Raw genomic sequence first — 24,797 nt, forward strand, 5'->3', positions numbered from 1 at the left:
TCCTCACTCGATGTCGCCCGTGGCACCCGAGCCCGCCGGCGGCTCGCCGCGCACGAGGTCGAACACCAGCGCCACCAGCAGGCCGACGGCCAGCACCAGCGTGGCGGCGGCACCGAGCGCCAGCGGATAGCCCAGCACCGTGCTGTAGCTTTCCATGCCGGCGATCACCTGCGCCCAGGCGCCCTTCAGCAGCAGCACCATGCACCCGGCCACCAGCAGCTGGCTCACCCAGAACAGGCCCTTGCGCGAGCCGCCCTTCAGGCGCGAGGTCAGCATGTCGAAGCCCAGGTGCTTGCCCTCGAAGGCCGCGACGATGGTGCCCACGGCCACCAGCCAGACGAACAGCAGGCGCGAGATTTCCTCGTACGACACGATGCTGGTCGCGAACACATAGCGCAGCACGACGTTCACGAAGACCGCGATGACCATGCCGGCCAGCGCCACGACCATGAAGAGTTCGGCCAGGCGCTGCAGCGCCGGCTTGCGCTGTGCCGGCGGCGTGGAGGGAGGTTGGCTCATGCGATGTCTCCGGACGGCGTGTCGCGCCCTGTGGTGGAAGAAGAAGCCGGCGCCGCAGCCCAGGCGACGACGGCGGCGACCAGCTCGGCCATGGGCTGCGTGGCGTCGAGCACCAGCACGCCCGGCTCGCCCACGGGCGATTCGAGCGTGGCGAACTGGTTCGCGACCAGCGCCGGCGAGAAGAAATGGCCCGCGCGCGCCTGCACGCGCGCCAGCGCCTCTTCGTAGTCCAGCGACAGGAACACGAAGCCCAGGCGCGGCACCGCCTGGCGCAGGCGGTCGCGGTAGCGCTTGCGCAGCGCGGAGCAGGTCAGCACCCGGCCGGTGCCTTCGGGCGGGGACGCCAGCAGGTCGGCCAGACGGTCCAGCCAGCCGGCGCGGTCGGCGTCGGTGAGCGGCGTGCCCGCGCGCATCTTGGCGACGCTTTCGGGTGCGTGGTACGCGTCGCCCTCGTGCAGCGTCCAGCCCAGCGCCTCGGCACAGGCCGCCCCGACGCTCGACTTGCCGCATCCGGACACGCCCATGACCACGAGGGCCTGCGGTTGAAATTCTGAGATAGCGCTATCCATTGGAGATCAAAAAAAGGCCCGGGCAGGGGCTCGGGCCATGGCAGTCGTGATTTTCTTCGATTGTCACCCAGAGGGAAACGGCCGCCGTGCAGCCGATTCCTGAACGTTAATTACTTGGTAACTCGCCGAAGGATAGCGCTATCCTATAGAACAATGCCCCTTCCCCTGCTCCGGATTAACCCTTGACCGACGCGCCCCGCCGCACTCGCCGCTCCAGTGGCCGCATCACCCTCGACGACGTGGCGCGCGCCGCGTCCGTCAGCCCGATCACCGTCTCGCGCGCGCTGCGCGGCGAGCGCGGCGTCGACCCGGTGCTGACCCTGCGCGTGCGCGAGGCGGCCGAGCGCCTGGGCTACGTGCCCGACCCCGCGGCCCGCGCCCTGGCCTCGCAGCGCAGCAGCCAGGTGCTGGTGCTGGTGCCGATGCTGTCCAACACCCTGTTCGTGGACCTGCTGGAAGCCGTGCACCGCACGCTCTTTCCCGAGGGCTACCAGCCCTTCATCGGCGTGACGCACTACGACAGCGCCGAAGAGGAACTGCTGCTGCGCACCTACCTGCCCCACCGTCCGGCGGGCCTTCTGGTGACCGGCTTCGACCGCAGCGAGACGGCACGCCAGCTCATCGCGCACAGCGGTGTGCCCTGCGTGCACCTGATGGAAACCAGCACTGCGCCCGGCGTGGCCTGCGTGGGCTTTTCGCAGGTGGACGCAGGGCACGCCGTCACGCGCCATCTGCTGGAACGCGGGCACCGCCGCATCGCCTTCTGCGGCGCGCAGCTCGACCCGCGCGTGCTGCAACGTGCCGAGGGCTATCGCCGCTGCCTGCGCGAGGCGGGCCTGTACGACGCGCGGCTGGAAATGCTCAGCCCCGAGCGCTCGTCGATCGCGCTAGGCGCACGGCTGTTCGAGGAGATGCTGCAACGCATGCCCGACATCGATGCCATCTTCTTCTGCAACGACGACATCGCGCAGGGCGGGCTGCTGGCCGCCAACCGCCTGCAGGTGCCGGTGCCCGGGCGCATCGCCATCGCCGGCTTCAACGACCTGGCGGGCAGCGACCAGATGGTGCCGCCGCTGACCACCATGCGCACGCCGCGCAGCGAGGTCGGCCAGGCCGGCGCCGAGATGCTGCTGGGCCTCATGCGCGGCACGCTGGCGCAGCCCGGCTGCATCGAGCTGGACTACGAACTGGTCGTGCGCGGCAGCACCTGAGGCGCATGAAAAAGCCCGGACATGCCGGGCTCTGCGTGGATGCGGCGGACGCTCAGTCCACCAGCTTCACCTCGACGCGGCGCGCCTCGGCGTTGTTGCCCGACCCGGCGGTGACGGCGGGCTTCTGCAGGTCGATCTTCTCTGCCGGTACGCCCAGGCCGGTGAGCACGTCGCGCACCATCTGCGCGCGGTTCTTCGCGAGTTCCTCGTTCACGGCGGCATCGCCCGTGGCATCGTGGAAGCCCGAGACCACCGCCTTGCGACCGCCCTCGACGCCCTTGATGACCAGGGCCAGCGCCTCGGCGGCGCCCGGTGCGAGGTCGGCGCTGCCGGTCGCGAAGTAGAAGTTCACCACGCCACCGACGACGCGGATGCTGGCGCCGTCGGGGATCACCACGGTGACGGTCTCGGTGACTTCGGTCACCTGCACCGCGCCGCCGGGCGCAGCCGGCGCAGAGACCGCCACGGCGGGCTTGGCCTGCACAGTCGCAGCACCCAGGCCCTTGTGCCAGAAGGCGATGCCGATCACGAACATGATCACGAGCGCGATCAATGCCACCAGGAAGCCGAGGGCGAAATTCTGCTGGCTGTCGTCGTTGTTCATGGAAGCGCGATCTCCGTAGGAAAGGGGTCGGTAAATAATGGTGCGGTGAACCATGATCACGAAATTGTAGGCGCCCCCTCCGACCCCCCCGTGTCAGCCGGCGCGCCGGACCCCGGTCCGCCGGGGCTCGACCCGATGCCTCGTCCGCTGCGCGACCCGCAGCCGATGCTGGAACGCGCGATCGCCGACTGGGGCGGCCGCGACGATCTCTGGCTCTTCGGCTACGGCTCGCTGATCTGGCGGCCCGAGTTCGGCTTTGCGGAACGGCGCGCGGCCACGGTGCAGGGCTGGCACCGCGCGCTCAAGATGTGGAGCCGGGTCAACCGCGGCAGCGTGCAGACGCCGGGTCTGGTGTTCGGCCTGCTCTCGGGCGGCAGCTGCCGCGGCGTGGTGTTCCGCGTGCCCCGCGCCGAGGGCCTCGAAACGCTGAAGCGCCTCTGGCTGCGCGAGATGCCCACTGGGGTGTACGACCCCAAGTGGCTGCAATGCGGCACGGCCGACGGGCCGGTCCGCGCGCTGGCCTTCACGCTCTCGCGGCGCAGCCCCAACTTCACGGGCGAGCTCAGCGACGAGCGCTACCGCCACATCTTCGCGAATGCGGTCGGCCGCTACGGCAGCTCGCTCGACTACGCGCGCCAGACCCTGCTCGAGCTGCAGCGCCACGCGATCCACGACGCGGCGCTGGCCCGGCTGGTGGCGCTGGCCACCGCCGATGCCCCTGCCGCGGCGCCGGCCGATTGCGGCCCGCCGTCGGCTCCGGTATATGTTCCGGGGTCTTCCGACAATTCATCCTCCTCTTCCGCATCGTTCGACAAGGAAAAACCATGAACCATCGCCGCCTCCTCGCCACCGGCACCGCCCTCCTCGCCACCGCCATGCTCGCCGCCTGCGGCAGCATGGGCGGCAAGCCGAGCACCACGGTCGAGCTGACGCCGACCGCCGCCGTCACGCCCAACCCCGCGCGCGGCTCGGTGACGCTCACCGCGCTCGACCACGGCGTGCGCGTGTCCGGTGAAGTGCGCGGCCTGGCGCCGGGCAGCGAGCACGGTTTCCACATCCATGAAAAGGGCGACTGCGGCGACAACGGCAATGCCTCGGGCGGCCACTTCAACCCGGCCGGCGGCACGCACGGCAAGTTCTCCGCGCCCGGCAGCCATGCCGGCGAGCTGCCCAGCCTGGTGGCCGACGCCAGCGGCGTGGCGCGTTTCAGCGTCGAGAACCACGCGATCTCGCTGACCGACGGCGCCGCCAACAACGTGCGCGGCCGTGCCCTCGTGGTGCACCGCGACCGCGACGACTTCACGACGCAGCCTGCCGGCAACTCCGGCCCGCGCGTGCTCTGCGCGGTCGTGCCCAAGGGCTGAGAACCTGGCCTGAGGGGCTGGCCGCCCCACCGGCATGACCCCGCCGGCACCGTGCTACCGTCATCGGGATGCCAAACGCCAGCGTCCTCTTTTCGCTTCACGAATTCCCCGATCACGCGCGCCCGCTCGACGAAGACGCCGGTGATGTGGCCGGGCTCGCCGAATGGTTCGATGCGGTCCCCGCCCTTTTCTCGCTGCTGGTGGGCGAGGGCCAACGGGCCTCCTCCGCCATCGGCAACTGCGACGATGCACAGGTGCTGCTCGCCGCGCCGATGGAGGCCGCGCGAGCCCGTTGGCAACAGTTCCGTGCCCTCGCGGCGGCACTGTTGCCCATGGAAGCGCGCACCGAGATGGACCGCATCCAGGCCGCACTGGACAGCAGCCCCCATCCGTGGCTCGTGCTCGACACGATCGACCTCGCCTGGGACAGCAGCAACCCAGAGGCATTCGGCGCGCACCTGGGCCAACTGCAAGCCGACGGTGCCGCGCTGGTGGCCGCCTTGCAGCCAGGGGGAGCACCGGCGCCCTGCACCGCTGAAACCGAGTTGCCCGAGGTGCTTCGCCCGCTGGTGTCGGATTGGCGCCGCCAGTGGGGCTGGTGGTCCGACCAGGTGATTGCCCGGCTGTGGACGGTCGAGTACGAGACGGAAGACGAACGCGCGCCCTTTCTTCAGGCCCTGACGGTGGACGACTGGCGGCCGGATCTGGCCGCCTATGTGGTGCACCCACCCCATGACGCGAACGGCGGCAAGAAGAAGCGCGCCGAGGCGAACCGCCTCCCACCGGTTGGCTTGGTCACGCCCTACGGCCGCTGGCTGCTCCCGTTCGAAGCGGGAGCGACCTCCGTCTATCAGGGCCGCGCGAGCGGCCCATGGGTGATTGCCCTGCGCGACGACACGGACAAGACGAAAAAGAAAAGTGCGCTTCCTTCCGTCGCCGGCGGGCTGATGGACCGCAACGGCGTCTGGCGCTATCCCGTGGGCAGTCTGGGCTACGCAGACGTCGTCGCTGAAGACTTGCTGTGGGCCGAATTTCCCGGCGAACCGGAGGCGGGGGGACAGTTGGTGCGCATCAGCACCGGGGAAATCCTGCACACCGGCGTGACCTCGGCTTTCCAGAGCGACGACGGCTTGCTGCGTCTGCGCGACGCACAAGAGCGCTCGGCCGTTGCGAGCGCCGACGGCGCACGCATCCTGGTGCCTCACCGCTACGAGGCCGTCAGAAACTTCGACACGCGCAAGCGATGGGCCGTGATGGCGGACTCAAAGGGACTCGAAGGCCTGGTCGCCCTCGATGGCCGGGAACTGATCCCGTGCAAGCACAGGCACATCGCGCGCGGCAACCGCGACGCGCCGCCCAAGGTCTACGGGCGCAACCGTTTCATCGGCCTCGACTTTGCGCCCATGCAGCTCATGCTCTACGACACCGACGGCCGACCGGTGAGCACCGCCATGCACTTCTGGACGGACACAGGCAACCCGATCGTCGAAGGCGATCGCCTGCTGACCCTGAACGAAGGCGGCCCGGATGCGCAGGTTCAGTGGGTCGATTTCGACGGGCGAGTTCTCGAACGCACCGGCATGACCCGGGCCGCGTTCCACGAAGCACGCCGGGAAGGTCGCAGCCCCAATGCGCGGCGCAAGAAGTCGGTCGACGATACCTCCCTGCAGGCGATCTGCGACGAAGCGGCCACAGGCCGGGGCTGGCTGGCGGACCTGATCGGATGCGTCTGGCTTGGCGACAAGGCAGCGGGCCAGGCGGCGCTGCAGGCGCTGCTCGACCAGCTGCGCGCGGCGATGGCGCCCGAAGCCGGCCCCGACGCTGTCACCGCCTTGCTGTGGGGCGTAGACAACCCCAAGGAGGGGCTGGTCTATGCGGTCACCGGCGGTTCGCCCCTCTTCACAACCTTCGACTGGAAAGACAGCGACGCGGTCAAGTCGCTGGCCCTCCCCGTCCCGGGCAATGCCTGGGACGGCTTCCAATGGGAACCGCTGGACAACGGCGATGACATCACGGAGGGCCTGGACGCAGCGCGCAAGCATCTCGCCCCGCACGGCTACGCACTGTATGAGTTGCAGAGTCTGGGCGACTGCTACGCGGTCGGCGCGGTTCGCACCAAGGACCGGAGCCGGTTCAAGAAGCTTGTGGGGCAGGCCGCGCTGCAACTGGTGATCTAGCGTCCTGTCCCGGCGGGACCTGAGCGGTTCCAGCAAGACATGAACGATCAGGCGCCTGCGCGCGCCTGCCAGAGCGCCTCGGCCCGCGCCAGGGCCTCGGGCGTGTCGATGTCGGTCACCACGCCGGCGTCGTCCACCGACAGGTCGATGACCGAATCGATCGCACGCATCGCCCGCAACACGGGCGATGCCCCCAGGTTCCCCTCCAACGCCGCCAGCTGCGCCCCGCAGCCCGCCGCAAAGCCCACCGGATGCCCGCGCTCGCCGCGGTACTGCGGCTGCACGGCATTCACGCGCCCCCCGAGCGCGGCAGCCACCGCGCGCAGCGTGGCGGGCAGCACCAGCGGCAAGTCGCCCGGCAGGATCAGCCAGCCCGCCGCGTCGGGCGTGGCGCGCACGGCGGCGGCAATCGAATCGCCCATGCCGGGGTGACCCGCGTCTTCCAGCCGCCACGGCAGGCCGCTGGCGCGCACGGCGTCGAGCGTGCGCGCGAGCACCGACTTGCCCGCGAGCAGCGCTTTCAGCTTCGAGCCCGTGCCGCCGGCCGCGATGAAGCGCTCGCCGCGGCCCGAGGCCAGCACGATCACGGTCGGGGAGTTCGCCTCTGTCGTCGTCATGGGCCGAGTATGTGCGCAACAATCCCGGCATGACTTCTTCTCCTCTTTCCAAAGACGCGCTGGCCGCGCTGCGCAAGAGCTACGAGCGCGCCGAGCTCGACGAGACCCGCAGCGCCGCCGACCCGCTCCTGCAGTTCGAGCGCTGGCTCACCGAGGCCATCGGCGCGCAAATCCCCGAGCCCAACGCGATGACGCTGTGCACCGTGGGCAGCGACCTGCGGCCTTCGAGCCGCATCGTGCTCATCAAGGGCTACGACGCGCGCGGCATCGTCTGGTACACCAACTACGACAGCCGCAAGGGCCGCGAGCTGTCGGGCAACCCGTATGCCTCGCTGCAGTTCCACTGGGTCGAGCTGGAGCGCGTGGTGCGCATCGAAGGCCGCGTCGAAAGGGTCAGCGCCGAGGAGAGCGACGCCTACTACGCCAGCCGTCCGCTCGATTCACGCATCGGCGCCTGGGCCAGCCCGCAGAGCGAAGTGATCAGCGGGCGCGACGTGCTGGTGAAGAACGCCGCCGTGTACGCCGCCAGGCACCTGCTCTCGCCGCCGCGTCCACCGCACTGGGGCGGCTTCCGCCTGGTGCCCGACCGCTGGGAGTTCTGGCAGGGCCGCAAGAGCCGACTGCACGACCGGCTGCGTTACCGCCTCGAAGGTGCGGACTGGATGCGCGAACGGCTCGCGCCCTGACTTTTCAAGGAACACCGCGGAACCGGCTTTGCCGGGCCGCAGGTGTTGCCCGTGGCTGGAGGTTGGCGCAGCGACACGAAGTGCGCGAAGCCTTGGGGGCGAACTCTATGGCAACCACTGCACCCAGACCATGACCAGCGTGAGCGTGCCCAACGCCAGCACGGTCGACACGGCCACGCTGGCCGTGACCAGGTCTTCGGCGCTGCGGTAGCGCTGCGAAAACAGGAACACGTTGGCGCCAATGGGCAGCGCCGCCGCCACCACCATCACGGTGAGCGGAATGCCCCGCACGCCCAGCAGCCAGCCGATGAGGGCCACCAGCAGCGGGTGCACGAGGTTCTTCACCAGCGCCTGCACCAGCGCGCCGCGCCAGTGGCGCCCGATGGGCGTGAGCGCGAGCGTGATGCCCACCATCACCAGCGCGACCGGTCCGAAGGCCTGGCCGAGCAGCTGGATCGGCTTGTCGATCACCTCGGGCATCACGAGCCCCGTCTGCGCGAACAGCAGGCCCGCAATGATGGGCAGCGGCACCGGATGGATGATGGCGTTGCGCAGCGCGCGCAGCACGGTGCGCGCCATGGAGCGGCGCTCCGCCCCGCTCACCGCCGCATGCTCGCGCGCCACGGCCAACTCGAGCACCACCGTGGCGCTGGTCATGAGCACGAGCGAATGCAGCGAGATCAGCGTGAGCAGCACCACCATGCCGGCCTCGCCATAGGCCAGGCCGATCAACGCGATGCCGATCATCACGGTGTTGCTGTAGGTGTTGGCCAGCGCGAGCACCGCGCCCGTGCGGTTGAAGCCGCGCCACGCGAGCGTGCCCGCGAACAGCAGGCCCGAGGCGATGAAGTACGCCGCCACGGGCTTCAGGCTCAACTCCTGCACGTGCACCGTGCTCATCGCACGGAACAGCAGCGCGGGCGCGAGCAGCAAAAAGATGAGGTTCGACAGGTCCTTCACCGCATTGCCACCGATCCATCGGCGCCGTCCGGCGAGGTAGCCGGCGGCGATGAGAAGGACGACGGGGAAGAGCGAGGAGATGACGAAGGAATTCACCCGGCGAGGATAGCCGAGCGTTTTCGGCCGTTGCCTTGCTCCTTCCCCTCCCCGGGGGAAGGCTGGGATGGGGGCAAGCGGCGCTTGCAGAAGCCACTGCCTCATCACAGGCCGCGAGCCCCCACCCCTGCCCTCCCCCAGCGGGGGAGGGAGCCAGTCAGCATCAGAACGTGACGCGCAAACCCACCTTCAGCGAGCGCCCCGGCAGCGGCGCCTTCGGGAACACCGTCGTCGTCAGGATCGAGGTCGGCGTGTAGGCCAGCTTGTTCCCGATGTTGTCCATGCGCGCGTACCAGGTGAGGTTGGCGCGCTGCACCTTCATGCGGTAGCTGATGGACGCGTTCCACAACGTGTACGCATCCGTCTCGCGCGCGCCCACGTCGGGCACCCGGCGCTGCGCCGCGTTGTAGTCGAAGCCGACACGCCCGGTCCACGGCCCATTGCCGTAGGCCAGCGTGGCGCCCAGGCGCAGCGGTGCGATGCGCGGCAGCGGCTCGCCGGTGTCCAGGTTCTTGGCGCGCACGATGTCGCCGCGCCATTCGAGGTCGAGCGTGCCCGCGTCGGCCATGCGCGCGAAGCCGTCGGTGCCCAGCAGCCGCAGGTTACCGTTGGCCTCGATGCCCGTGAAGCGCGCGCGCATGCCGCCGTAGCGGTACTCGGCCAGCGTGTCGACGGCTTCGGGGTCGGTGACGACCTGCCCTTCTTCATCGAGCGTGCGGCCCGATGCGGTCAGGCCGATGTAGTTGCGAAAGCGCGTGACATACGCATTCACGCGGGCCGTGTTCGGGCCCGACTTCCATTGCGCGCCCAGGTCGAAACCGGCGGACTTTTCCTTGCCCAGGTTCGGGTCGCCCACTTCCCAGGCCGCCGTGGCCACGTGCGGGCCGTTGGCGAGCAGCTCGTAGTCCTTCGGAGCGCGCTCGGTGTAGGCCAGGTTCGAGGTCAGCTGCCACTGCGGCGTGAGGTTGACCAGCGCACCGAACGCCGCGCTGTGCGGATTGAAGGTGCGCTCGCCGATGGCAAAACGCGTCACCGACAGGTCGTCGGGGTAGCCCAACGAGCGCACCGTGACCTTCTCGGTGCGCGCACCGAAGCTCAGGCGGCCCCACGAAGTGCCGAGTTCTTCGTGCAGGAACATCGCGTTGGAACGCGTGCGGCTGTGCGGCGCGAAAGCCTCCGCCCCATCGGCGGCGAAGCGGTTGCTCTCGCGGCTGAAGCCGATCAGGCCTTCGAGGTTGCCGATCTTTTCGTGCCGCGCCTCGATGCGCAGGTCGTTGCTCAGGTTCGAGAAGGTGGTGCCGACCTCGGCACCCTCGAACTCGGTGTGGCGGTAGTCGGTGCGGCTCACCTTGGCGTGGATGCTGCGGATGAAGCCGCCCGGGCGCCACTCGCCCTCCAGCGCGTAGCGGTCGGACTTCATGCCGATGGTCACCGCGTCCTCGGCCACCGTGCCGTAGTTGCTGCGATAAGTGCTGGCCGAGGCGCCGATCCAGCCCTGGCTGAAGAACAGCGTGCCGCCGACCGCGCCGCCGTGCGCCTGGTTCTGCGAGTTGCAGATGCGGCGCGCAAACCCGAGGCGCCCGGGCTTGCTGCATTCGAGGTCGATCGGCACCGACACGTCGGCCGAATCGCGGTTGAAGGCATCGACGTGCAGGGCGAAGCGGTCGTTGCCGCCTTCGAGCAGCACGCCGCCGCTCTTTTCCTTGTTGCCGCTGGCGTAGCCCAGATCGGCACGGCCGCCGAAGCCGTTGATGGGCTCGGTCGGGATGCGGTTGTCGATCACGTTGACCACGCCGCCCGCCGCGCTGCCGCCGTACTGCAGCGCCGACGGGCCGCGCAGCACCTCGATGCGCTCGGTCACCAGCGCATCGACGGGCACCGCGTGGTCGTAGCTCAGCGCCGAAGCGTCGGGCGCGCCGCCGCCGTTCTGCAGGATGCGGATGCGGTCACCGTCCTGGCCGCGAATGCTGGGGCGGCTCGCATTGGGGCCGAAGTAGCTGCTGCTCACGCCGGGCAGGTTGTTCAGCGTTTCGCCGAGCGTCGATTCGGAGCGCAGCAGCAGCTGGTCGCCCGACAGCGAGGTGGTCGGCGCGATCAGGTCGCTCGCGCCCAGCGGGTTGCCGGTGACGGTGACCTCGCGCAGGCTGGAGGGGTCAGCGGCAGTGACAGGGGCAGCAGCGGTGTCGGCGGTCTGGGCCAGGCTCGCCACCGAGGCGAGCGAAAGAACGGCAGCGCCGATGGCGTTGCGACGGAAGTGGGGAGTCATGAAGAAAGAACACTCGTTGAATCGGGGAACGACCGGCCGCCCGCACCCGCGCGAAGCGGGTGCAGCCACCGGAACACAGGGGATTCAGCGAGTGGAAGGCGGGCCGCGCGCGTCGAAGAGCGCGACCCAACGGGCGATGGCTTCGCCCTGCAGATAGGCAAACGTGGCTGCCGGCAGCAGCATCGGCAGCACCACCAGCGGCACACCGGGCACGCCCGTGCCGTGCGCGAGCTGGTCGTACAGGCGGCAGTCGGCGTCGTTGTGCACGCCGAACAGGCTGGCCAGCGTGTGGCCGGTGTCGTGCCGGTGTTCGACTTGCGCCGTCGCGGCTGCGGCTGCCGCCGGAAGGCCCGGCACGTGCAGCGAACGGTGCATCAGCCCCATCGTGCCAGCGAACCAGAGCGCGAACGCCAGCGCGACGACGAGCGCGCGCGTGGTGCGCGTCATGCGGGTCGGGGTCTGGCGGAGGGCGGCGGACACGGGACGTGAGGAAAGAGACTCAGGCCTTGACGCGCGATGCGAAGGTCTTCTGGAACTTCTCGACCTTCGGGCCGACCACAAACGCGCAGTAGCCCTGGTTCGGGTGGTTCAGGAAGTAGTCCTGGTGGTAGGCCTCGGCCGTCGAGTAGTTGGCCAGCGGCGCCACTTCGGTCACCACGGGCGAGCTGTAGGTCTTGCTGGCCTCGATCTCGCGAATCACCGAGTCGGCCACTTCTTTCTGGGCATCGCTCGTGGTGTAGATGCCGCTGCGGTACTGCGTGCCGACGTCGTTGCCCTGGCGGTTGAGCGTGGTGGGGTCGTGCACCACGAAGAAGATCTCGAGCAGCTCGCGCAGGCTGATCTGCGCCGGGTCGAACTTGAGCTTCACGACCTCGGCATGGCCGGTGCGGCCGGCGCAGATCTGCTCGTAGCTCGGATTCACCGTCTGGCCGTTGGTATAGCCCGATTCGACATCGAGCACGCCCTGCACCCGGTCGAACACCGCCTCGGTGCACCAGAAGCAGCCTCCGCCGAGCACGATGGTTTCGGTGGGCGACGGTGAGGAAGACATGGCGCGGCTCCGGGTGGGTTGGAAAAAGCGGGGGACCGGTATTGTCGCGGCTTGACGGGCCGGATGCCGGTCACTACATTACTAACCCGTCAGTCATTAACACCATGCCCTCCCCCCGTTCCCTCGTCGACAAGTTCTGCCCGCTGCCCTCCAAGCGCGCGCGGCGCAAAGAGGCGCGTCCGGGCGAACTGCTGGCTGCGGCGCTCGACCTGTTCGTCGAAAAGGGCTTTGCCGCCACGCGCTCGGAAGAAGTGGCGGTGCGGGCCGGTGTGTCCAAGGGCACCCTCTTTCTTTACTTTCCAAGCAAGGAAGAGCTGTTCAAGGCCGTGGTGATCGAAAACCTCGGCGGCCGTTTCACGGAGTGGAACGCCGAGTTCGAAGCCTTCGAGGGCACCACCGCCGAGATGCTGCGCTACTGCATGAACGTCTGGTGGGAGCGCGTCGGGCTGACCAAGGCCTCGGGCCTGACCAAGCTGATGATGAGCGAAGGCGGCAATTTTCCCGAGCTGGCGGAGTTCTACCGCGAGCAGGTGGTGCGCCCCGGCCACGAGCTGCTGCGCCGCATCCTGCAGCGCGGCATCGACCGCGGCGAGTTCGTGCCCATGGACATCGACCACGCCATCTATTCGGTGGTCGCGCCCATGGTGTTCCTCATGCTCTGGAAGCATTCGGCCATGGTCTGCGTCGACGGCGTCAGCACGCTCGACCCCGAAAAATTCATCGCAACCCAGGCCGAAACCGTGCTTTACGGCCTCTGCGTGCGCCCCGGGAGCCCCGCATGACGGCCGCCGGATGGCCGACTGGCGCGGTGGCGTCATCGGGGCGACCTAAAATTGAAGGTTTGTCCCGTCCAGAGCCTTCAAGGAAAGCCACGTCATGAACCCCACGCCCACCCTCGAGCGCTTGCGCTTCAACATGATCGAACAGCAGATCCGTCCCTGGGACGTGCTGGAGTCGGACATCCTCGAGCTGCTGGCCGAGATTCACCGCGAAGACTACGTGCCCGACGCGCACCGCACGCTGTCCTTCTTCGACATGGAGCTGCCGCTGCTCGACGGCTCGGTGCCCGGCGAATTCATGCTGTCGCCCAAGGTCGAAGCCCGCACCCTGCAGGACCTGCACATCCAGAAGCACGAATCGGTGCTCGAGATCGGCACCGGCTCCGGCTTCATGGCCGCCCTGCTCGGCGCCCGCGCCGCCCAGGTGCTGTCGCTCGAAATCAACCCCGTGCTGGCCGCCCGCGCCGCCGAGACGCTGCGCCTGAACGGCGTGACAAACGTCGAAGTGCGCCACGCCGACGGCGCCGTGCCGCTGGCCAGCGGCCCGAGCTTCGACGTGATCGTGCTCAGCGGCTCGGTCGCGCGCATTCCGCAGAACCTGCTCGGCTCGCTCAAGGTCGGAGGCCGCCTCTCGGCCATCGTCGGCGAGGAGCCCATGATGCGCGCCCATTTCGTGACCCGCACCAGCGAAAGCAAGTGGGACACGATCCAGCCCTGGGACACCGTGGCGCCGCGCCTGCTGAACTTCGCCGAGCCTTCGCGCTTCGCGTTCTGATCGAGCGGCCCACCGAATGATCGATCAAGTCCGCCCCGCCGACCTGGCCGCCTGGTTCGCACAGGACGCCGACGCCGCCCCCGTGCTGCTCGACGTGCGCGAGCCCTGGGAGCTGCAGACGGCGAGCGTCGCGCCGCAGGGTTTCACGCTGGTCGCGATCCCGATGAACGAGATCCCCGGCCGGCTGGCCGAACTCGCCGCCGGCGACGGACAGCCCGCGCTGCGCATCGCCTGCCTGTGCCACCACGGCGCCCGCAGCCAGCGCGTGGCCGCTTTTCTGCACCAGAACGGCTTTGACTCGCTCGCCAATGTGGCGGGGGGCATCGACGCCTGGTCGGCGCAGCACGACCCGAGCGTGCCGCGCTACTGATTCTTTCCCTCCCAAGGACGTTCAATGCCTCCCAGGCCCCGGCTTCTGCCACTTTCCGCAGCCCTCGCAAGCGTCATTGCAGGCCTGCTCGCCCTGCCGGCCCAGGGCCAGACACTGAACGAACTCTACGATTCCGCGCGCGGCTTCGACGCCACCTACCAGGGCGCGCGGGCGCAGTACGAGGCCAACCTGGCGCGTGCGGCGCAGGCCAAGGCCGGCATCCTGCCGGCCGTCGGGCTCACCGCGGGCGTGAACCGCAGCGACCTGGACATCGACACCCTGACCGGCACCGGCCGCGGCAGCAGCGCCTCGCGCGACTTCACCACGCAGAACGTCGGCATCAACGCCACGCAGCCGCTGTACCGCCCCGCCAACTGGGCCACCTACGAGCAGGGCAAGCGCCAGGCCGAAGTGGCGCAGGCGGTGCTCACCATCGCCGAGCAAGACCTCATCGTGCGCGTGAGCCAGGCCTACTTCGACGTGCTCGCCAGCCAGGACAGCCTGGCCCTGGTGCGCGCGCAGAAGGTCGCCGTGGCCGAGCAATTGGCCTCGGCCAAGCGCAACTTCGAGGTCGGCACCTCCACCATCACCGACTCGCGCGAGGCCCAGGCCCGCTACGACCTCGTGATTGCCCAGGAAATCGCCGCCGAGAACGACCTGCAGGTCAAGAAGGTGGTGCTCGACCAGCTGGTCGGCCGCCCGGGCAGCGTGCCCGTGCCGCTGGCCGCGCCGGTCGTGCTGCCGACCGCGCAGCCCGCCGACATCAACGCCTGGGTGGCGCAGGCCGACGAGGTGCATCCGGCGATCCGCCAGGCGCGCCTGGGGCTGGACGTCGCCGGGCTCGAGGTGCAGAAGGCGCAGGCCGGCCACAAGCCCACGCTCGATGCCAACCTGGGCTACAACGTCACGCGCAACCCGACCGGCACGAGCACCAGCACTGTGGGCACGCGCGTCAACGCCGCCACGGTCGGCGTCACCTTCAACCTGCCGCTGTTCGCGGGCTTTGCCACCGAGAACCGCATCAAGGAAACCCTGGCGCTCGAAGACCAGTCGCGCAGCGTGCTCGACGGCACGCGCCGCAGCGTCGCGCAGGCCACGCGCGCGGCCTACCTCGGGCTGGTGTCGGGTGCGGGGCAGGTGAAAGCGCTCGAAGCGGCCGAGTCCTCCAGCCAGAGCGCGCTCGACGCCAACAAGCTGGGCTACCAGGTGGGCGTGCGCATCAACATCGACGTGCTCAATTCGCAAAGCCAGCTGTTCCAGACCAAGCGCGACCTCGCGCAGGCGCGCTACAACGTGCTGCTGGGCAACCTGAAGCTGCGTCAGGCCAACGGCACGCTGACGACCGACGACATGAACGCGATCAACGCGACGCTGGCGCGCAACGGCAGCACGCCTGCAGTGCCTGCCGCGACCACGGGCGCGCCCGTGGTTCCGGTCACGCCGCCGGCCATTCCGGTGGTGCCGCCGGTGCCGGTGCAGCCGTTCAACCCGCCCGCGCCCACGATGCCGGTGGCACCGCCGCCGCCGGTGATCCTGAATGCGCCGGTGCGCTGATCTCGCCGGTCAGTCCTGAGTCGCCTCCACCGAGGCCTGCTCAGGCCTGCGGTCTACAGTTCAATTGGCCCAGTTGCAGCCGGACTCTTCAAAGCCTGCAGTCGGGTCGAGTACGAAATTTCGCACCCTGTTTCCTGCGTAATTTCTGTAGGTCGCCACATATCCAGAGACACCTGCTCCGGCGCCTTCGCGCTTGAGAACATACTCTCCAGTGACTTTTCCACGCCAGATTTCCAACCATTTGGTGGAGGGCTCGTGTATTCCTTCGCCTAAATCACTCGCGGAGGTCGACGAAAAAAATGTTACTGGAATCGACTCCCTTGAGTTTTCATATCTGACGAACCCAGCGCTCCATTTTCGATTTGAATCGTGGTACGTGTGAAATTCAAATCTCACAGACTTTGCGTCGCTAGAAACGTAGCAGGCAGTCTCATTGGTGATCGCAGCCTCGGCAGCAAAAGGCTGGAGACACAGCCCAATCATGATTGCCATGAATTTCATGGTCGCCTTTGTCACGGCTTTTGCCTATCGAGGGGCACCCCAATCGTGTGTTGACCGAGATGGTATTTCATCAAGGGACGCGGTGGATTTCCAGTTGAAACTGCGCGGCCTTGAGCATCCAGAACAGCTTCTTTTCGGCTGTTCCTTCGCCACGCGAAATTGATCATTTCAGTGGCACTGCGAGTCACGTCTTCAAGAAGGACATACTTGAGATAAATAATGCTTTGCAAGCGAGCATCCAACCCATTCAAGTTCTCGATCGACACATAGCCATTGACATCTTTACTTGCTGTGATCGCATCCGTCTGCGAAATACCACCATCCAGGTGATTCAGCATATTTTCTCTCTTTACCAAATAAAAGCACGCACTGTCCACGCAATTTTCAGCGTTGCGTCCACCTCTGTTGTCGCGAGCTATCAGCGTGTCGGGATCCCATCCAAGAGCGGGGAAATTATTCGACGGGAATGTCCTTTTAAAACTTCGAAACTCCCCATATGCTTTGTAATTTTCAAGATGGGTCAACTGAATGAGACCACGCCCGTAGTAAGGACTGTATCGCGCGTTCTCTCCACCACCTTCTTTAACCATACTTAAATTGGCGGTCTCCGGAATTACATGGGCAAACAGATGAAGCAATCTTTGCCTGGATGCGCTGACTCCATACTTCCTTGTCGCCCTGTTGAAGGGAAGCGCCCACTCGTTTGCTCGCGCAATGGCTGTTTGCCAGGTGATCTGCGACGAATTGAAAGAACCGCCATTCAAATGCAATTGTTTTCTCGGAAAACACTGCGCGAGTTCCTGTGTGCTCAACCATCCGCATCGCCGCATGTGCCCCACAAATTCTCTCGGATGAAAACGCCAGTCAGCATCCAGAACCGCTTGGGGTAGTTCAGGAAAGCTGAGCGCTTTCGCATGGTTCACGAATCGGCGCCACTTCTGTGCACTCGTGGCGTCATCGTCGGTCGATTTGGAGTCTCCGATTTCCAGCCATCCGTAGCGCGCCTCAATGCTTGTTTGATCCCATTCGCTGGGGAATCGGCAAATAGCTCGGCGCAGCTTCTTTCTTACTTCGGCCTCTCCCAGCCGGCGCGCCAATTGAGCGACTTGCATGCGCTGGTCGTTCTTGGGGTCGGGATCACGAATCAGCGTTTTCATATGCAGCGAGTCGCATCGCTGATCGGTCGGTGCAGGATCGTCGTCAAAGCAGTTCCAACCCATGACAGGCAGGAAATCCGCATCGCTGAACTTGAAGGTGCCTTGTGCATTGAGGTCCGCCCATATCTCTCCGGAGCTTGTCACGATCTTGCGCCAATGGGCCGCGTTGGCTGGGAGCGGATCGCTTCCCAGGTTGCGACCGAAGCGTAGCAACTCAAACCAGCCGCTGGGACTGCTCGTGGCCTGTGCGGCGGCGTCCAGCGCATCGTGACGATCATTGGAAGCGACGTACAGGTCGTATTCGAAGCTCTGGTTGGCAGTTGTAGAAGCGTTCGCGCGATGAACATAGTCGTCTCGACTGTCGTTCCTCGGTGAACCGACGGCCAAGCCGCGCGTGTCGTAGCTCGTCAGGGTCGCCCGACCTTTTTCGTAGGCGATTTGCACCCACAAAGGGGCGTGCAGCGTGTTGGGCGGGAAGTAGTCCGAGGCAGGGCTTGCCGCACCACCCGGGTTGCCAGCTGAGCGCATGTGATGGGTCGGCCGGCTGGTGCTGGTCGGCGTGCCGGCAGGCAGATAAATATAGAGACTGCCAAAGACACTGTCAGTGCGGCCATTGGCGGCAGGTGGCGTCAGCGCCAATGGGTCGACCCAATCGGGGCCGCGCCTCGTGAGCGACACAAGGTTCGCTTTGTTGCAGCAGATTTCGAAGTGGACCTGCCCATCGTGACCGTAGATCTGCCCCGGTGAACCAAGCTCTTCCTTTCGATAGACGGCATTTCCAACCGACCATGCCACGCCTGTTCTTGGGCAGGCGGCAATGCTGCTCAGATGCATGCAAACGCTGTAGTAGACGACCTCTGTGGCGAGAGTCCCCGCAGCACCGATCTCCGTCTTGTGTTCGATGACAAGGAGCCCGTCGCTGGTCCAGGCGGCGGAAGGCACATCGGTGGGGAGTGGGTTGTAGTTCAGCGGATGATCAAGCTCTGCGTTCCGCGCAGTGGGTGAATGAACAAAGACGACCGTGCCATCGGCGACGGCGCGAACTGGCAAATACGCCCCATCGGCAATGGGTGCCTGGATATGGATGCCGTTGTGCCAAGCCAATTTCAGGCTCAAAGGAAACGAACCCTCAGGTGCGTTGGTGCTCGTCAGGCGAGAGGCAGGTTGCGCCATGGCCGTATCGAGCCATGCATCGTCGGACTGGCCGGCATGATCGGGCAGAAAGGGCGGGCTGATGATCATGTACGCGCCTCACAAGGAGACCCCGTCGAGATCAAGACCGGCGCTGCTCGCCGCAGCAGGAAAAAAGGGAAACACAGGAGAGTGACTCGAGAGCGGCACGGCATCGACGGCTTCCATGACAAGGAAATAGGTCGAGGCAGTTTGCTGGGGCTGCTCTGCTCACACTGCGAACAATCGTCACCCGAAACTCAGGCAGGCGGGCCTGGCATCTAGCTACCAGCCCGACCCGTGAAAAAGTCGATACCGCCGGGGAATACTCAGTCCAGCGTCGGCTCGGCCCGCACCGCTTCAGGCGGTGGCACGCTGTTGTCACCGGCCACCGACGTCGTCACCGGCTCCGCCGCCTGCGCAATCGCCAGCACCGCCGCCGCCGTGCGTTCGGCTGCCCCGCGGTTCGACGATGAGAAGGCCAGCGCGGCCTGCGCCATCACGGCGCGGCGCTCGGGGTTCTCGACCAGCTTGAGCGCGGCCGTCACGGCCTGCTCCATGCCCTCGACGCGCAATGACGCGCCCGCAGCTAGCGACAGCTGCGCCGCCTCGGCAAAGTTGAAGGTCGACGGGCCCATCACCACCGGGCAGCCGCAGGCCGCCGGCTCGATGAGGTTCTGTCCGCCCAGCGGCTCGAAGCTGCCGCCGAGCAAGGCCACGTCGGCCAGGCCGTAGTACAGCGCCATCTCGCCCAGCGAATCGCCGAGCCAGATCTCGGCCTCGGCCGGCTGGCCGGCCGCGCTGCGGCGTGCCACGGCAAAGCCCTCGGCCTCGATGAGCGCCGCCACTTCGTCGAAACGCTGCGGATGGCGCGGCACGATCATCCACTGCACATCGTGCACGCGCTTGGAGATCGAGCGGATCGCGCCCTGCTCGGGCGGCACCGGCGAGGTGGCGCCGAAGCGCTTGAGCACCTCGAGCAGCAGGCGTTCTTCGCCGTCGCGCGAGCTGGCCAGCACGACCATCGGGCGCGGCAGGTGCTCGCGCAGCGAGACGGCCGTGGCCAGTTGCCGCGCGTCGGGCGTGGCGTCGAACTTGAGGTTGCCGTAGATGCCAGCCACCTTGGCGCCGAGCGACACCAGCCGGTGCGCATCGGCCTCGGTCTGCGCCCAGACGGCAGTGAGCGCCGAGTACGCCGGCCGTGCCAGCCCGCTGAGCCGTTCGGCCGCGGCACGCGATTTCTCGTTGAGCCGCGCATTGGCCAGCACCAGCGGAATGCGGCGCTCGGCGCAGGCGGCGGCCATCTCGGGCCAGACCTCGGTTTCCATCAGCACGCCGATGCGCGGCTGGAAGCGGTCGAGAAAGCGGGCGACGGCGCCCGGCGTGTCCCACGGCTGCCAGACCTGCGTGTCGCCGGGTTCGAGCAGCTTGGCGCCCTCTTCGCGGCCCGTGGCCGTGCCGTGCGTGAGCAGGATCGGAATGCCCGGGTACTGGCGCCGCAGCTCGGCGATCAGGATGGCGGCGGCGCGCGTCTCGCCGAGCGAGACGGCGTGCACCCAGCACTGGGCAAAGCCGGTGGTGGCGTCGTCGTAGTGGCCGAAGCGCTCTTCGACAGCCACGGCATAGCCGGGCTCGGCGATGGCGCGGCGCCGCAGCTTGCGGCGGACCAGCGGTTGGACGGCGGTGGTGAAAACGCCGTAAAGGCGAAGCAGCAGGGAACGCACAGGTTCTTCAGTGAGCAGCAGCGGCCAGCGTGGCGTCGGGCTTGACCGTTCGCAGCACCGCAAGCATCTGGGTCTCGATGCGTTGGAGCGCCGCCTCGGTCTGGCCTTCGAAGCGCAGCACCAGCACGGGGGTGGTATTGGAAGCGCGGATCAGCCCGAATCCATCGGGCCAGTCCACGCGCAGGCCGTCGATGGTCGAGACCTGGGCGGGAGCGTCGAAGCGCGCATTCTTCACGAGTTGGGCGACCAGCACGTGCGGCTCGCCTTCGGCGCAGGCGACGTTCAGTTCAGGTGTCGAGAAGCCGGTGGGCAGCGCATTCAGCACGGCGTTCGCGTCCGGGTGCTTGCTCAGGATTTCGAGCAGGCGGCAGCCGGCGTAAGTGCCGTCGTCGAAGCCGTACCAGCGCTCCTTGAAGAAGATGTGGCCGCTCATCTCGCCGCCCAGCGGCGAATCGATTTCCTTCATCTTCGCCTTGATGAGCGAGTGGCCGGTCTTGTAGATCATCGGCGTGCCGCCCGCGGCCACGATGGCCGGCGCCAGGCGCTGCGAGCACTTCACGTCGTAGACGATGGTGCCGCCCGGCACGCGCGAGAGCACGTCCTGCGCAAAGAGCTGCATCTGGCGATCGGGAAAGATGTTCTGGCCGTCCTTGGTGACGATGCCCAGGCGGTCGCCGTCGCCGTCGAAGGCCAGGCCCAGTTCGGCGTCGCCGCGGGCCAGTTCGGCCATCAGGTCCTTGAGGTTCGCGGGCTGGCTCGGATCGGGGTGGTGATTCGGAAAGTTGCCGTCGACTTCGCTGAACAGCTCGACCACTTCGCAGCCGATGGCGCGGAAGATGGCCGGTGCGGTCGCGCCCGCGATGCCGTTGCCCGAATCGACCACGATCTTCATGGGCCGTGCGAGCTTGATGTCGCCGACGATGCGCTGCACATAGGCCTCGGTCACATCGACCTTGCGCACGCTGCCGCCCGGTGCGAGCTTTGCAGTGCCCTCTTCCATGGTCTTGCGCAGGCCCTGGATCTCGTCGCCGTAGATCGCGCGGCCGGCCAGCACCATCTTGAAGCCGTTGTAGTCCTTCGGGTTGTGGCTGCCCGTGACCTGGATGCCGCTCGTGCACAGCGTGTGGGCCGCGAAGTACAGCATCGGGGTCGTGACCGCGCCCACGTCGATCACCTCGACGCCGGTGGCGACCAGGCCGTCGATCAGTGCGTCCACCAGCGCCGGACCCGACAGGCGGCCGTCGCGGCCCACGGCCACCGAGGTCTCGCCGGCCGCGCGTGCTGCGCTGCCAAAGGCACGACCCAACGCCTCGGCCACTTCGACATCGAGACTGAGGGGCACGACGCCGCGGATGTCATAGGCCTTGAAGATCGATGCGCTGAGCTGCATGAAGGGCGGGGTCACTGTTGGTTCGGAGTCGGGCATTGTAGGCAACGCGTTGTAGACATCGATGTCCGAAAACGGCCAGTTGAAACGAGTCGAAACCGTATCATTTCCCCATGTCTACCGCCCACGCCCCCTCCGAAGTGCTCGAGAGCGACGCCTGCTACCTGGCAATGAAGACGCACGACGCGCGCTTCGACGGCTCGTTCTTCACGGCCGTGACCTCCACCGGCATCTACTGCCGGCCGGTCTGCCGCGTCAAGCTGCCGCGGCGCGAGAACTGCCGCTTCTTTCGCCACGCGGCCCAGGCCGAGGCAGCTGGCTTTCGGCCCTGCCTGCGCTGCCGGCCCGAGCTGGCACCGCGCGCGGCCAGCTGGTCAACAGAAGATGCCTCGCGCATCCTCGCGCTGCAGGCCGCGCGGCTCATCGACGAGCCCGACGCCTGGTCCGAAGAAGGCCCCGGCGCGGCGCAGATCGCGGCCCGCCTGGGCGTGAGCGACCGCCACCTGCGGCGCATCTTCGAGGCGCAGTTCGGCGTGTCGCCGCTGCAGTACCTGCAGACGCGCCGCCTGCTGGCCGCCAAGCAGCTCATCGCCGACACGCGCCTGCCGATGACGCAGGTGGCACTGGCCAGTGGCTTCGCGAGCGTGCGGCGCTTCAACGCGGCCTTCGTGGAGCACTACGGGCTCAACCCAAGCGCGCTACGCCGCGCGGGCGGCACCGAGGGCGGCGAAGGCAAGGCCATCGAAGTGCGGCTGGGCTTTCGCCCACCCTACGACGCGAACGCCATGCTCGGCTTCTTCGCTCGGCGCGCGTTGCGCGGCGTCGAGACCGTGCACACCGCCGACGGCAAGGAACCCGCCAAGGGCAGCACGCCGACCTATGTGCGGCTGGCGCGCACGCTGCGCGTGCAGCAACAAGGCGGGCAGACACACGCCGGCTGGCTGCAGCTGCGCTTCGACCTCGAACGCGAGCAGGTGCTGCTGGCCGTGAGCGATTCGCTGGCCGCGGTGCTGCCGATCGTCATCAGCCGCGCACGCGCGCTGTTCGACCTCGACGCCGAACCGATGGCGATCAACGCCGCGCTGCATGCCGCCTTTCCGCATGGCGACGGGCTGCGCGTGCCGGGCACGGTCGATGGTTTCGAGCTCGCGGTGCGGGCGGTGCTGGGCCAGCAGATCACCGTGGCCGCGGCGCGCACGCTGGGCTCGCGGCTGGTCGAGGCTTTCGGCGACGCCATCGACACGCCCATCGACGGCCTGACCCGCCTGTTCCCCACGCCCGCCGCGCTGGCGGCAGCCAGCGGCGATGCGCTCGGACAACTGGGCATCGTGCGCCAGCGGCAGGCCGCGCTGCAGGCCATTGCGCGCGAAGTGGCCTCAGGCCGGCTGGCGCTGCATGCGGGCGCCGAAGTGCCCTCGACCCTCGCGGCGCTGCAGGAACTGCCCGGCATCGGCGCCTGGACCGCGCAGTACATCGCGATGCGCGCCCTGCGCTGGCCCGACGCCTTTCCCGCCGGCGACGTGGCCCTGCAGAAGGCGCTGGGCGTGACCACCGCGCGCGCCGCGGGCGAGGCCTCGCAAGCCTGGCGGCCCTGGCGCAGCTATGCGGTGCTGCGCGCGTGGCACACGCCACCCGCACCTTCCGAACCGGCATCGGCTGCCGCGACGCCGATCGCTTCTTCTTCCGACCTCGCAACGGCAGGCCCCGTGCCTGAAAAATCATGAAGTTCAAACGCACAGTCATTTACACCTCGCACATCGACACGCCGCTGGGCGGCGTCACGATGGCCGCCACCGACCAGGGCCTGGCCGGCGTCTGGTTCGACCAGCAGCGCCACTGGCCCGACACCACGGGCTGGCAGACGAAGGACGACCACCCCGCACTGGTCGAAGCCGCCGCGCAACTGCACGACTACTTCGCGGGCCGCCGCAGCCACTTCGACATGCAGCTCGACCTGTCGCACGGCACCACCTTCCAGCAAGGCGTGTGGCAGGCGCTGCTCGCCATTCCGGCCGGCGAGACCACGACCTACGGCGCACTGAGTCAGCGCGTGGGCAATCCGGCTGCGGTGCGCGCGGTCGGCGCGGCGGTCGGGCGCAACCCGATCAGCGTGATCGTGCCCTGCCACCGCGTGCTGGGTGCAGACGGCTCGCTGACCGGTTACGCTGGCGGGCTCGATCGCAAGACGGCCTTGCTCGAACTCGAGACCGGCAAGTAAGACAGAAGAAAACACCGCCCATGGCGCGGCGCCACATCCCTCGATGTGGCGCCGCGCCATTCCCCAAAGAGACGCATGACCACAACGAACAACAACACCACCGTCGCTTCCTCGCCTGCCCCCGCTGCCGCCGCGCTCGCGCCCAAAGCGTGGCTCATCGATCTCGTGCTGCTGGGCGCGCTGTGGGGCGCCTCTTTCCTGTTCATGCGCATCGGCGCGGCGGAGTTCGGCGCGCTGCCGACCGCCGCCGTGCGCGTGGCCATCGCGGCGGCGTTCCTGCTGCCGATCGCGCTGCTGCGCGGCCAGGGGCCGTCGATCGCGAAGCACTGGAAGGCCAGCCTCACGGTCGGCATCTTCAACTCGGGCATGCCCTTCGCGCTGTTCTGCTTTGCGCTGCTGACCATCAACACCGGCCTGGCGGCGGTGCTCAACGCCACCACGCCGATGTTCGGCGCGCTGGTGGCCTGGGCCTGGTTCCGCGAACGGCCCAACGGCTCGCGTCTCGTCGGCCTGGTGATCGGCTTCGCGGGCGTCGCGATGCTTGCGAGCCGCAGCGCCGGCCTGCATGCCGGTGCCAGCAACCACGCCGCGCTGTGGGCCGTGCTGGCCTGCCTTGCGGCCTGCCTCTGCTACGGCATCTCGGCCAGCGCCACGCGCCGCCACCTGGCCGGCGTGCCTGCGCTGACCACGGCCACGGGCAGCCAGATCGGTGCCAGCCTGTTCCTCGTGCTGCCCGCCATCTGGCTCTGGCCCGCGCAGATGCCCAGCCTGCGAGCGTGGCTGGCGCTGCTGGCGCTGGGCATCGCCTGCACGGGCGTGGCCTACATCCTGTTCTTCCGGCTCATCGAACGCGCCGGCCCGGCGCGTGCGCTCACCGTGACCTTCCTCGTGCCAGTGTTCGCGCTGTTCTACGGCGCCGTGTTCCTCGGCGAGCAGATCACGCAGTGGATGCTGATCTGCGCCTTCGTGATCGTGTGCGGCGTGGCGCTGTCGACCGGCATCGTCAAGCTGCCGTCGCTGCGCAAGGCCGCGAGCTGAGCTT

Annotated in this window: 24 protein-coding genes; 12 read left to right on the forward strand and 12 right to left on the reverse strand. The window is 67.8% G+C overall.

The window, feature by feature from the left end:
* Positions 1 to 3: 3 nt before the first annotated feature.
* Positions 4 to 519 (reverse strand): TRAP transporter small permease, encoded by a 516-nt coding sequence (locus tag CLU95_RS06495; RefSeq protein WP_099791519.1) that lies wholly within the window; start codon positions 517 to 519, stop codon positions 4 to 6.
* Entirely contained in the window at positions 516 to 1,043 is a 528-nt protein-coding gene (locus CLU95_RS06500; protein ID WP_099791521.1) for a gluconokinase, read from the reverse strand. The genes CLU95_RS06495 and CLU95_RS06500 overlap by 4 nt, the downstream gene beginning before the upstream one ends.
* Positions 1,044 to 1,270: 227 nt before the next feature.
* Between CLU95_RS06500 and CLU95_RS06505 the strand changes: the two genes are divergently transcribed.
* Positions 1,271 to 2,299, forward strand: coding sequence for a LacI family DNA-binding transcriptional regulator (locus CLU95_RS06505; RefSeq protein WP_099791523.1), 1,029 nt, complete (start codon positions 1,271 to 1,273; stop codon positions 2,297 to 2,299).
* A gap of 52 nt (positions 2,300 to 2,351) precedes the next feature.
* Here the strand turns inward: CLU95_RS06505 and CLU95_RS06510 are convergent, their stop codons facing one another.
* Positions 2,352 to 2,903 (reverse strand): OmpA family protein, encoded by a 552-nt coding sequence (locus CLU95_RS06510; protein WP_099791524.1) that lies wholly within the window; start codon positions 2,901 to 2,903, stop codon positions 2,352 to 2,354.
* A 135-nt stretch (positions 2,904 to 3,038) separates the two neighbouring features.
* On the opposite strand from CLU95_RS06510, the gene CLU95_RS06515 reads away from it, so the two are divergent.
* The 3 genes from CLU95_RS06515 (at position 3,039) to CLU95_RS06525 (ending at position 6,444) form a co-directional block, all read left to right on the forward strand.
* Positions 3,039 to 3,731, forward strand: coding sequence for a gamma-glutamylcyclotransferase (locus tag CLU95_RS06515; protein WP_099791526.1), 693 nt, complete (start codon positions 3,039 to 3,041; stop codon positions 3,729 to 3,731).
* Positions 3,728 to 4,267 carry a superoxide dismutase family protein gene (locus CLU95_RS06520; RefSeq protein WP_099791528.1) on the forward strand — a complete coding sequence of 180 codons (540 nt, stop codon included), beginning with the start codon at positions 3,728 to 3,730 and terminating at the stop codon, positions 4,265 to 4,267. The genes CLU95_RS06515 and CLU95_RS06520 overlap by 4 nt, the downstream gene beginning before the upstream one ends.
* Positions 4,268 to 4,335: 68 nt before the next feature.
* Positions 4,336 to 6,444, forward strand: a complete 2,109-nt coding sequence (locus tag CLU95_RS06525) for a DUF6630 family protein (RefSeq protein ID WP_099791530.1) — start codon at positions 4,336 to 4,338, stop codon at positions 6,442 to 6,444.
* 47 nt (positions 6,445 to 6,491) lie between these two features.
* Here the strand turns inward: CLU95_RS06525 and CLU95_RS06530 are convergent, their stop codons facing one another.
* A complete protein-coding gene (locus CLU95_RS06530) occupies positions 6,492 to 7,061 on the reverse strand; it encodes a nucleotidyltransferase family protein (RefSeq protein ID WP_099791532.1) in 570 nt (189 codons plus the stop codon).
* Positions 7,062 to 7,090: 29 nt separating this feature from the next.
* Here CLU95_RS06530 and pdxH point away from each other — a divergent pair, with 29 nt between their 5' ends.
* Positions 7,091 to 7,747: a pyridoxamine 5'-phosphate oxidase gene (gene pdxH, locus CLU95_RS06535; protein WP_099791534.1), complete on the forward strand. Its 657-nt coding sequence runs from the start codon at positions 7,091 to 7,093 to the stop codon at positions 7,745 to 7,747.
* A 105-nt stretch (positions 7,748 to 7,852) separates the two neighbouring features.
* On the opposite strand, the gene CLU95_RS06540 is transcribed toward pdxH, so the two are convergent.
* The 4 genes from CLU95_RS06540 to msrA form a co-directional block, all read right to left on the reverse strand.
* On the reverse strand, positions 7,853 to 8,803 hold the full coding sequence (locus CLU95_RS06540; protein ID WP_099791536.1) for an AEC family transporter: 951 nt from the start codon (positions 8,801 to 8,803) through the stop codon (positions 7,853 to 7,855).
* A 163-nt stretch (positions 8,804 to 8,966) separates the two neighbouring features.
* On the reverse strand, positions 8,967 to 11,069 hold the full coding sequence (locus CLU95_RS06545) for a TonB-dependent receptor (protein ID WP_099791538.1): 2,103 nt from the start codon (positions 11,067 to 11,069) through the stop codon (positions 8,967 to 8,969).
* Between the two features lie 84 nt (positions 11,070 to 11,153).
* Positions 11,154 to 11,516, reverse strand: coding sequence for a hypothetical protein (locus CLU95_RS06550; protein WP_099791539.1), 363 nt, complete (start codon positions 11,514 to 11,516; stop codon positions 11,154 to 11,156).
* A gap of 52 nt (positions 11,517 to 11,568) precedes the next feature.
* Entirely contained in the window at positions 11,569 to 12,120 is a 552-nt protein-coding gene (msrA, locus tag CLU95_RS06555) for a peptide-methionine (S)-S-oxide reductase MsrA (RefSeq protein WP_099791541.1), read from the reverse strand.
* Between the two features lie 104 nt (positions 12,121 to 12,224).
* On the opposite strand from msrA, the gene CLU95_RS06560 reads away from it, so the two are divergent.
* From CLU95_RS06560 to CLU95_RS06575, 4 genes are all read left to right on the forward strand, one after another.
* A complete protein-coding gene (locus CLU95_RS06560) occupies positions 12,225 to 12,902 on the forward strand; it encodes a TetR/AcrR family transcriptional regulator (protein ID WP_099791543.1) in 678 nt (225 codons plus the stop codon).
* Between the two features lie 94 nt (positions 12,903 to 12,996).
* A complete protein-coding gene (locus tag CLU95_RS06565; RefSeq protein WP_099791545.1) occupies positions 12,997 to 13,674 on the forward strand; it encodes a protein-L-isoaspartate O-methyltransferase family protein in 678 nt (225 codons plus the stop codon).
* Between the two features lie 16 nt (positions 13,675 to 13,690).
* Complete coding sequence (locus tag CLU95_RS06570; RefSeq protein ID WP_099791547.1) at positions 13,691 to 14,044, forward strand: rhodanese-like domain-containing protein; 354 nt, start codon at positions 13,691 to 13,693, stop codon at positions 14,042 to 14,044.
* 24 nt (positions 14,045 to 14,068) lie between these two features.
* Positions 14,069 to 15,598, forward strand: a complete 1,530-nt coding sequence (locus CLU95_RS06575) for a TolC family outer membrane protein (protein WP_099791549.1) — start codon at positions 14,069 to 14,071, stop codon at positions 15,596 to 15,598.
* Positions 15,599 to 15,658: 60 nt separating this feature from the next.
* Here the strand turns inward: CLU95_RS06575 and CLU95_RS30580 are convergent, their stop codons facing one another.
* The 4 genes from CLU95_RS30580 to CLU95_RS06585 all read right to left on the reverse strand — a co-directional run bounded on the left by CLU95_RS30580 (position 15,659) and on the right by CLU95_RS06585 (position 21,540).
* Complete coding sequence (locus tag CLU95_RS30580) at positions 15,659 to 16,099, reverse strand: hypothetical protein (protein WP_143605967.1); 441 nt, start codon at positions 16,097 to 16,099, stop codon at positions 15,659 to 15,661.
* Between the two features lie 11 nt (positions 16,100 to 16,110).
* Positions 16,111 to 18,498 (reverse strand): M23 family metallopeptidase, encoded by a 2,388-nt coding sequence (locus CLU95_RS30585; RefSeq protein WP_143605968.1) that lies wholly within the window; start codon positions 18,496 to 18,498, stop codon positions 16,111 to 16,113.
* A 257-nt stretch (positions 18,499 to 18,755) separates the two neighbouring features.
* The gene (locus CLU95_RS06580) at positions 18,756 to 20,150 is read right to left on the reverse strand and encodes a 3-deoxy-D-manno-octulosonic acid transferase (RefSeq protein ID WP_099791551.1); all 1,395 of its coding nucleotides are present in this window, start codon (positions 20,148 to 20,150) and stop codon (positions 18,756 to 18,758) included.
* 7 nt (positions 20,151 to 20,157) lie between these two features.
* Positions 20,158 to 21,540: a phosphomannomutase/phosphoglucomutase gene (locus CLU95_RS06585; protein ID WP_099791553.1), complete on the reverse strand. Its 1,383-nt coding sequence runs from the start codon at positions 21,538 to 21,540 to the stop codon at positions 20,158 to 20,160.
* Between the two features lie 110 nt (positions 21,541 to 21,650).
* Between CLU95_RS06585 and CLU95_RS06590 the strand changes: the two genes are divergently transcribed.
* The 3 genes from CLU95_RS06590 (at position 21,651) to CLU95_RS06600 (ending at position 24,793) form a co-directional block, all read left to right on the forward strand.
* Positions 21,651 to 23,261: a DNA-3-methyladenine glycosylase 2 family protein gene (locus tag CLU95_RS06590; RefSeq protein WP_099791555.1), complete on the forward strand. Its 1,611-nt coding sequence runs from the start codon at positions 21,651 to 21,653 to the stop codon at positions 23,259 to 23,261.
* Complete coding sequence (locus tag CLU95_RS06595) at positions 23,258 to 23,755, forward strand: methylated-DNA--[protein]-cysteine S-methyltransferase (RefSeq protein ID WP_099791557.1); 498 nt, start codon at positions 23,258 to 23,260, stop codon at positions 23,753 to 23,755. Before CLU95_RS06590 ends, CLU95_RS06595 begins: the two co-directional genes overlap by 4 nt.
* A gap of 75 nt (positions 23,756 to 23,830) precedes the next feature.
* On the forward strand, positions 23,831 to 24,793 hold the full coding sequence (locus CLU95_RS06600; protein ID WP_099791559.1) for a DMT family transporter: 963 nt from the start codon (positions 23,831 to 23,833) through the stop codon (positions 24,791 to 24,793).
* The last annotated feature ends 4 nt before the right edge of the window (positions 24,794 to 24,797 follow it).

Source organism: Variovorax sp. 54 (genome assembly GCF_002754375.1).
Classification (GTDB): Bacteria; Pseudomonadota; Gammaproteobacteria; order Burkholderiales; family Burkholderiaceae_C; genus Variovorax.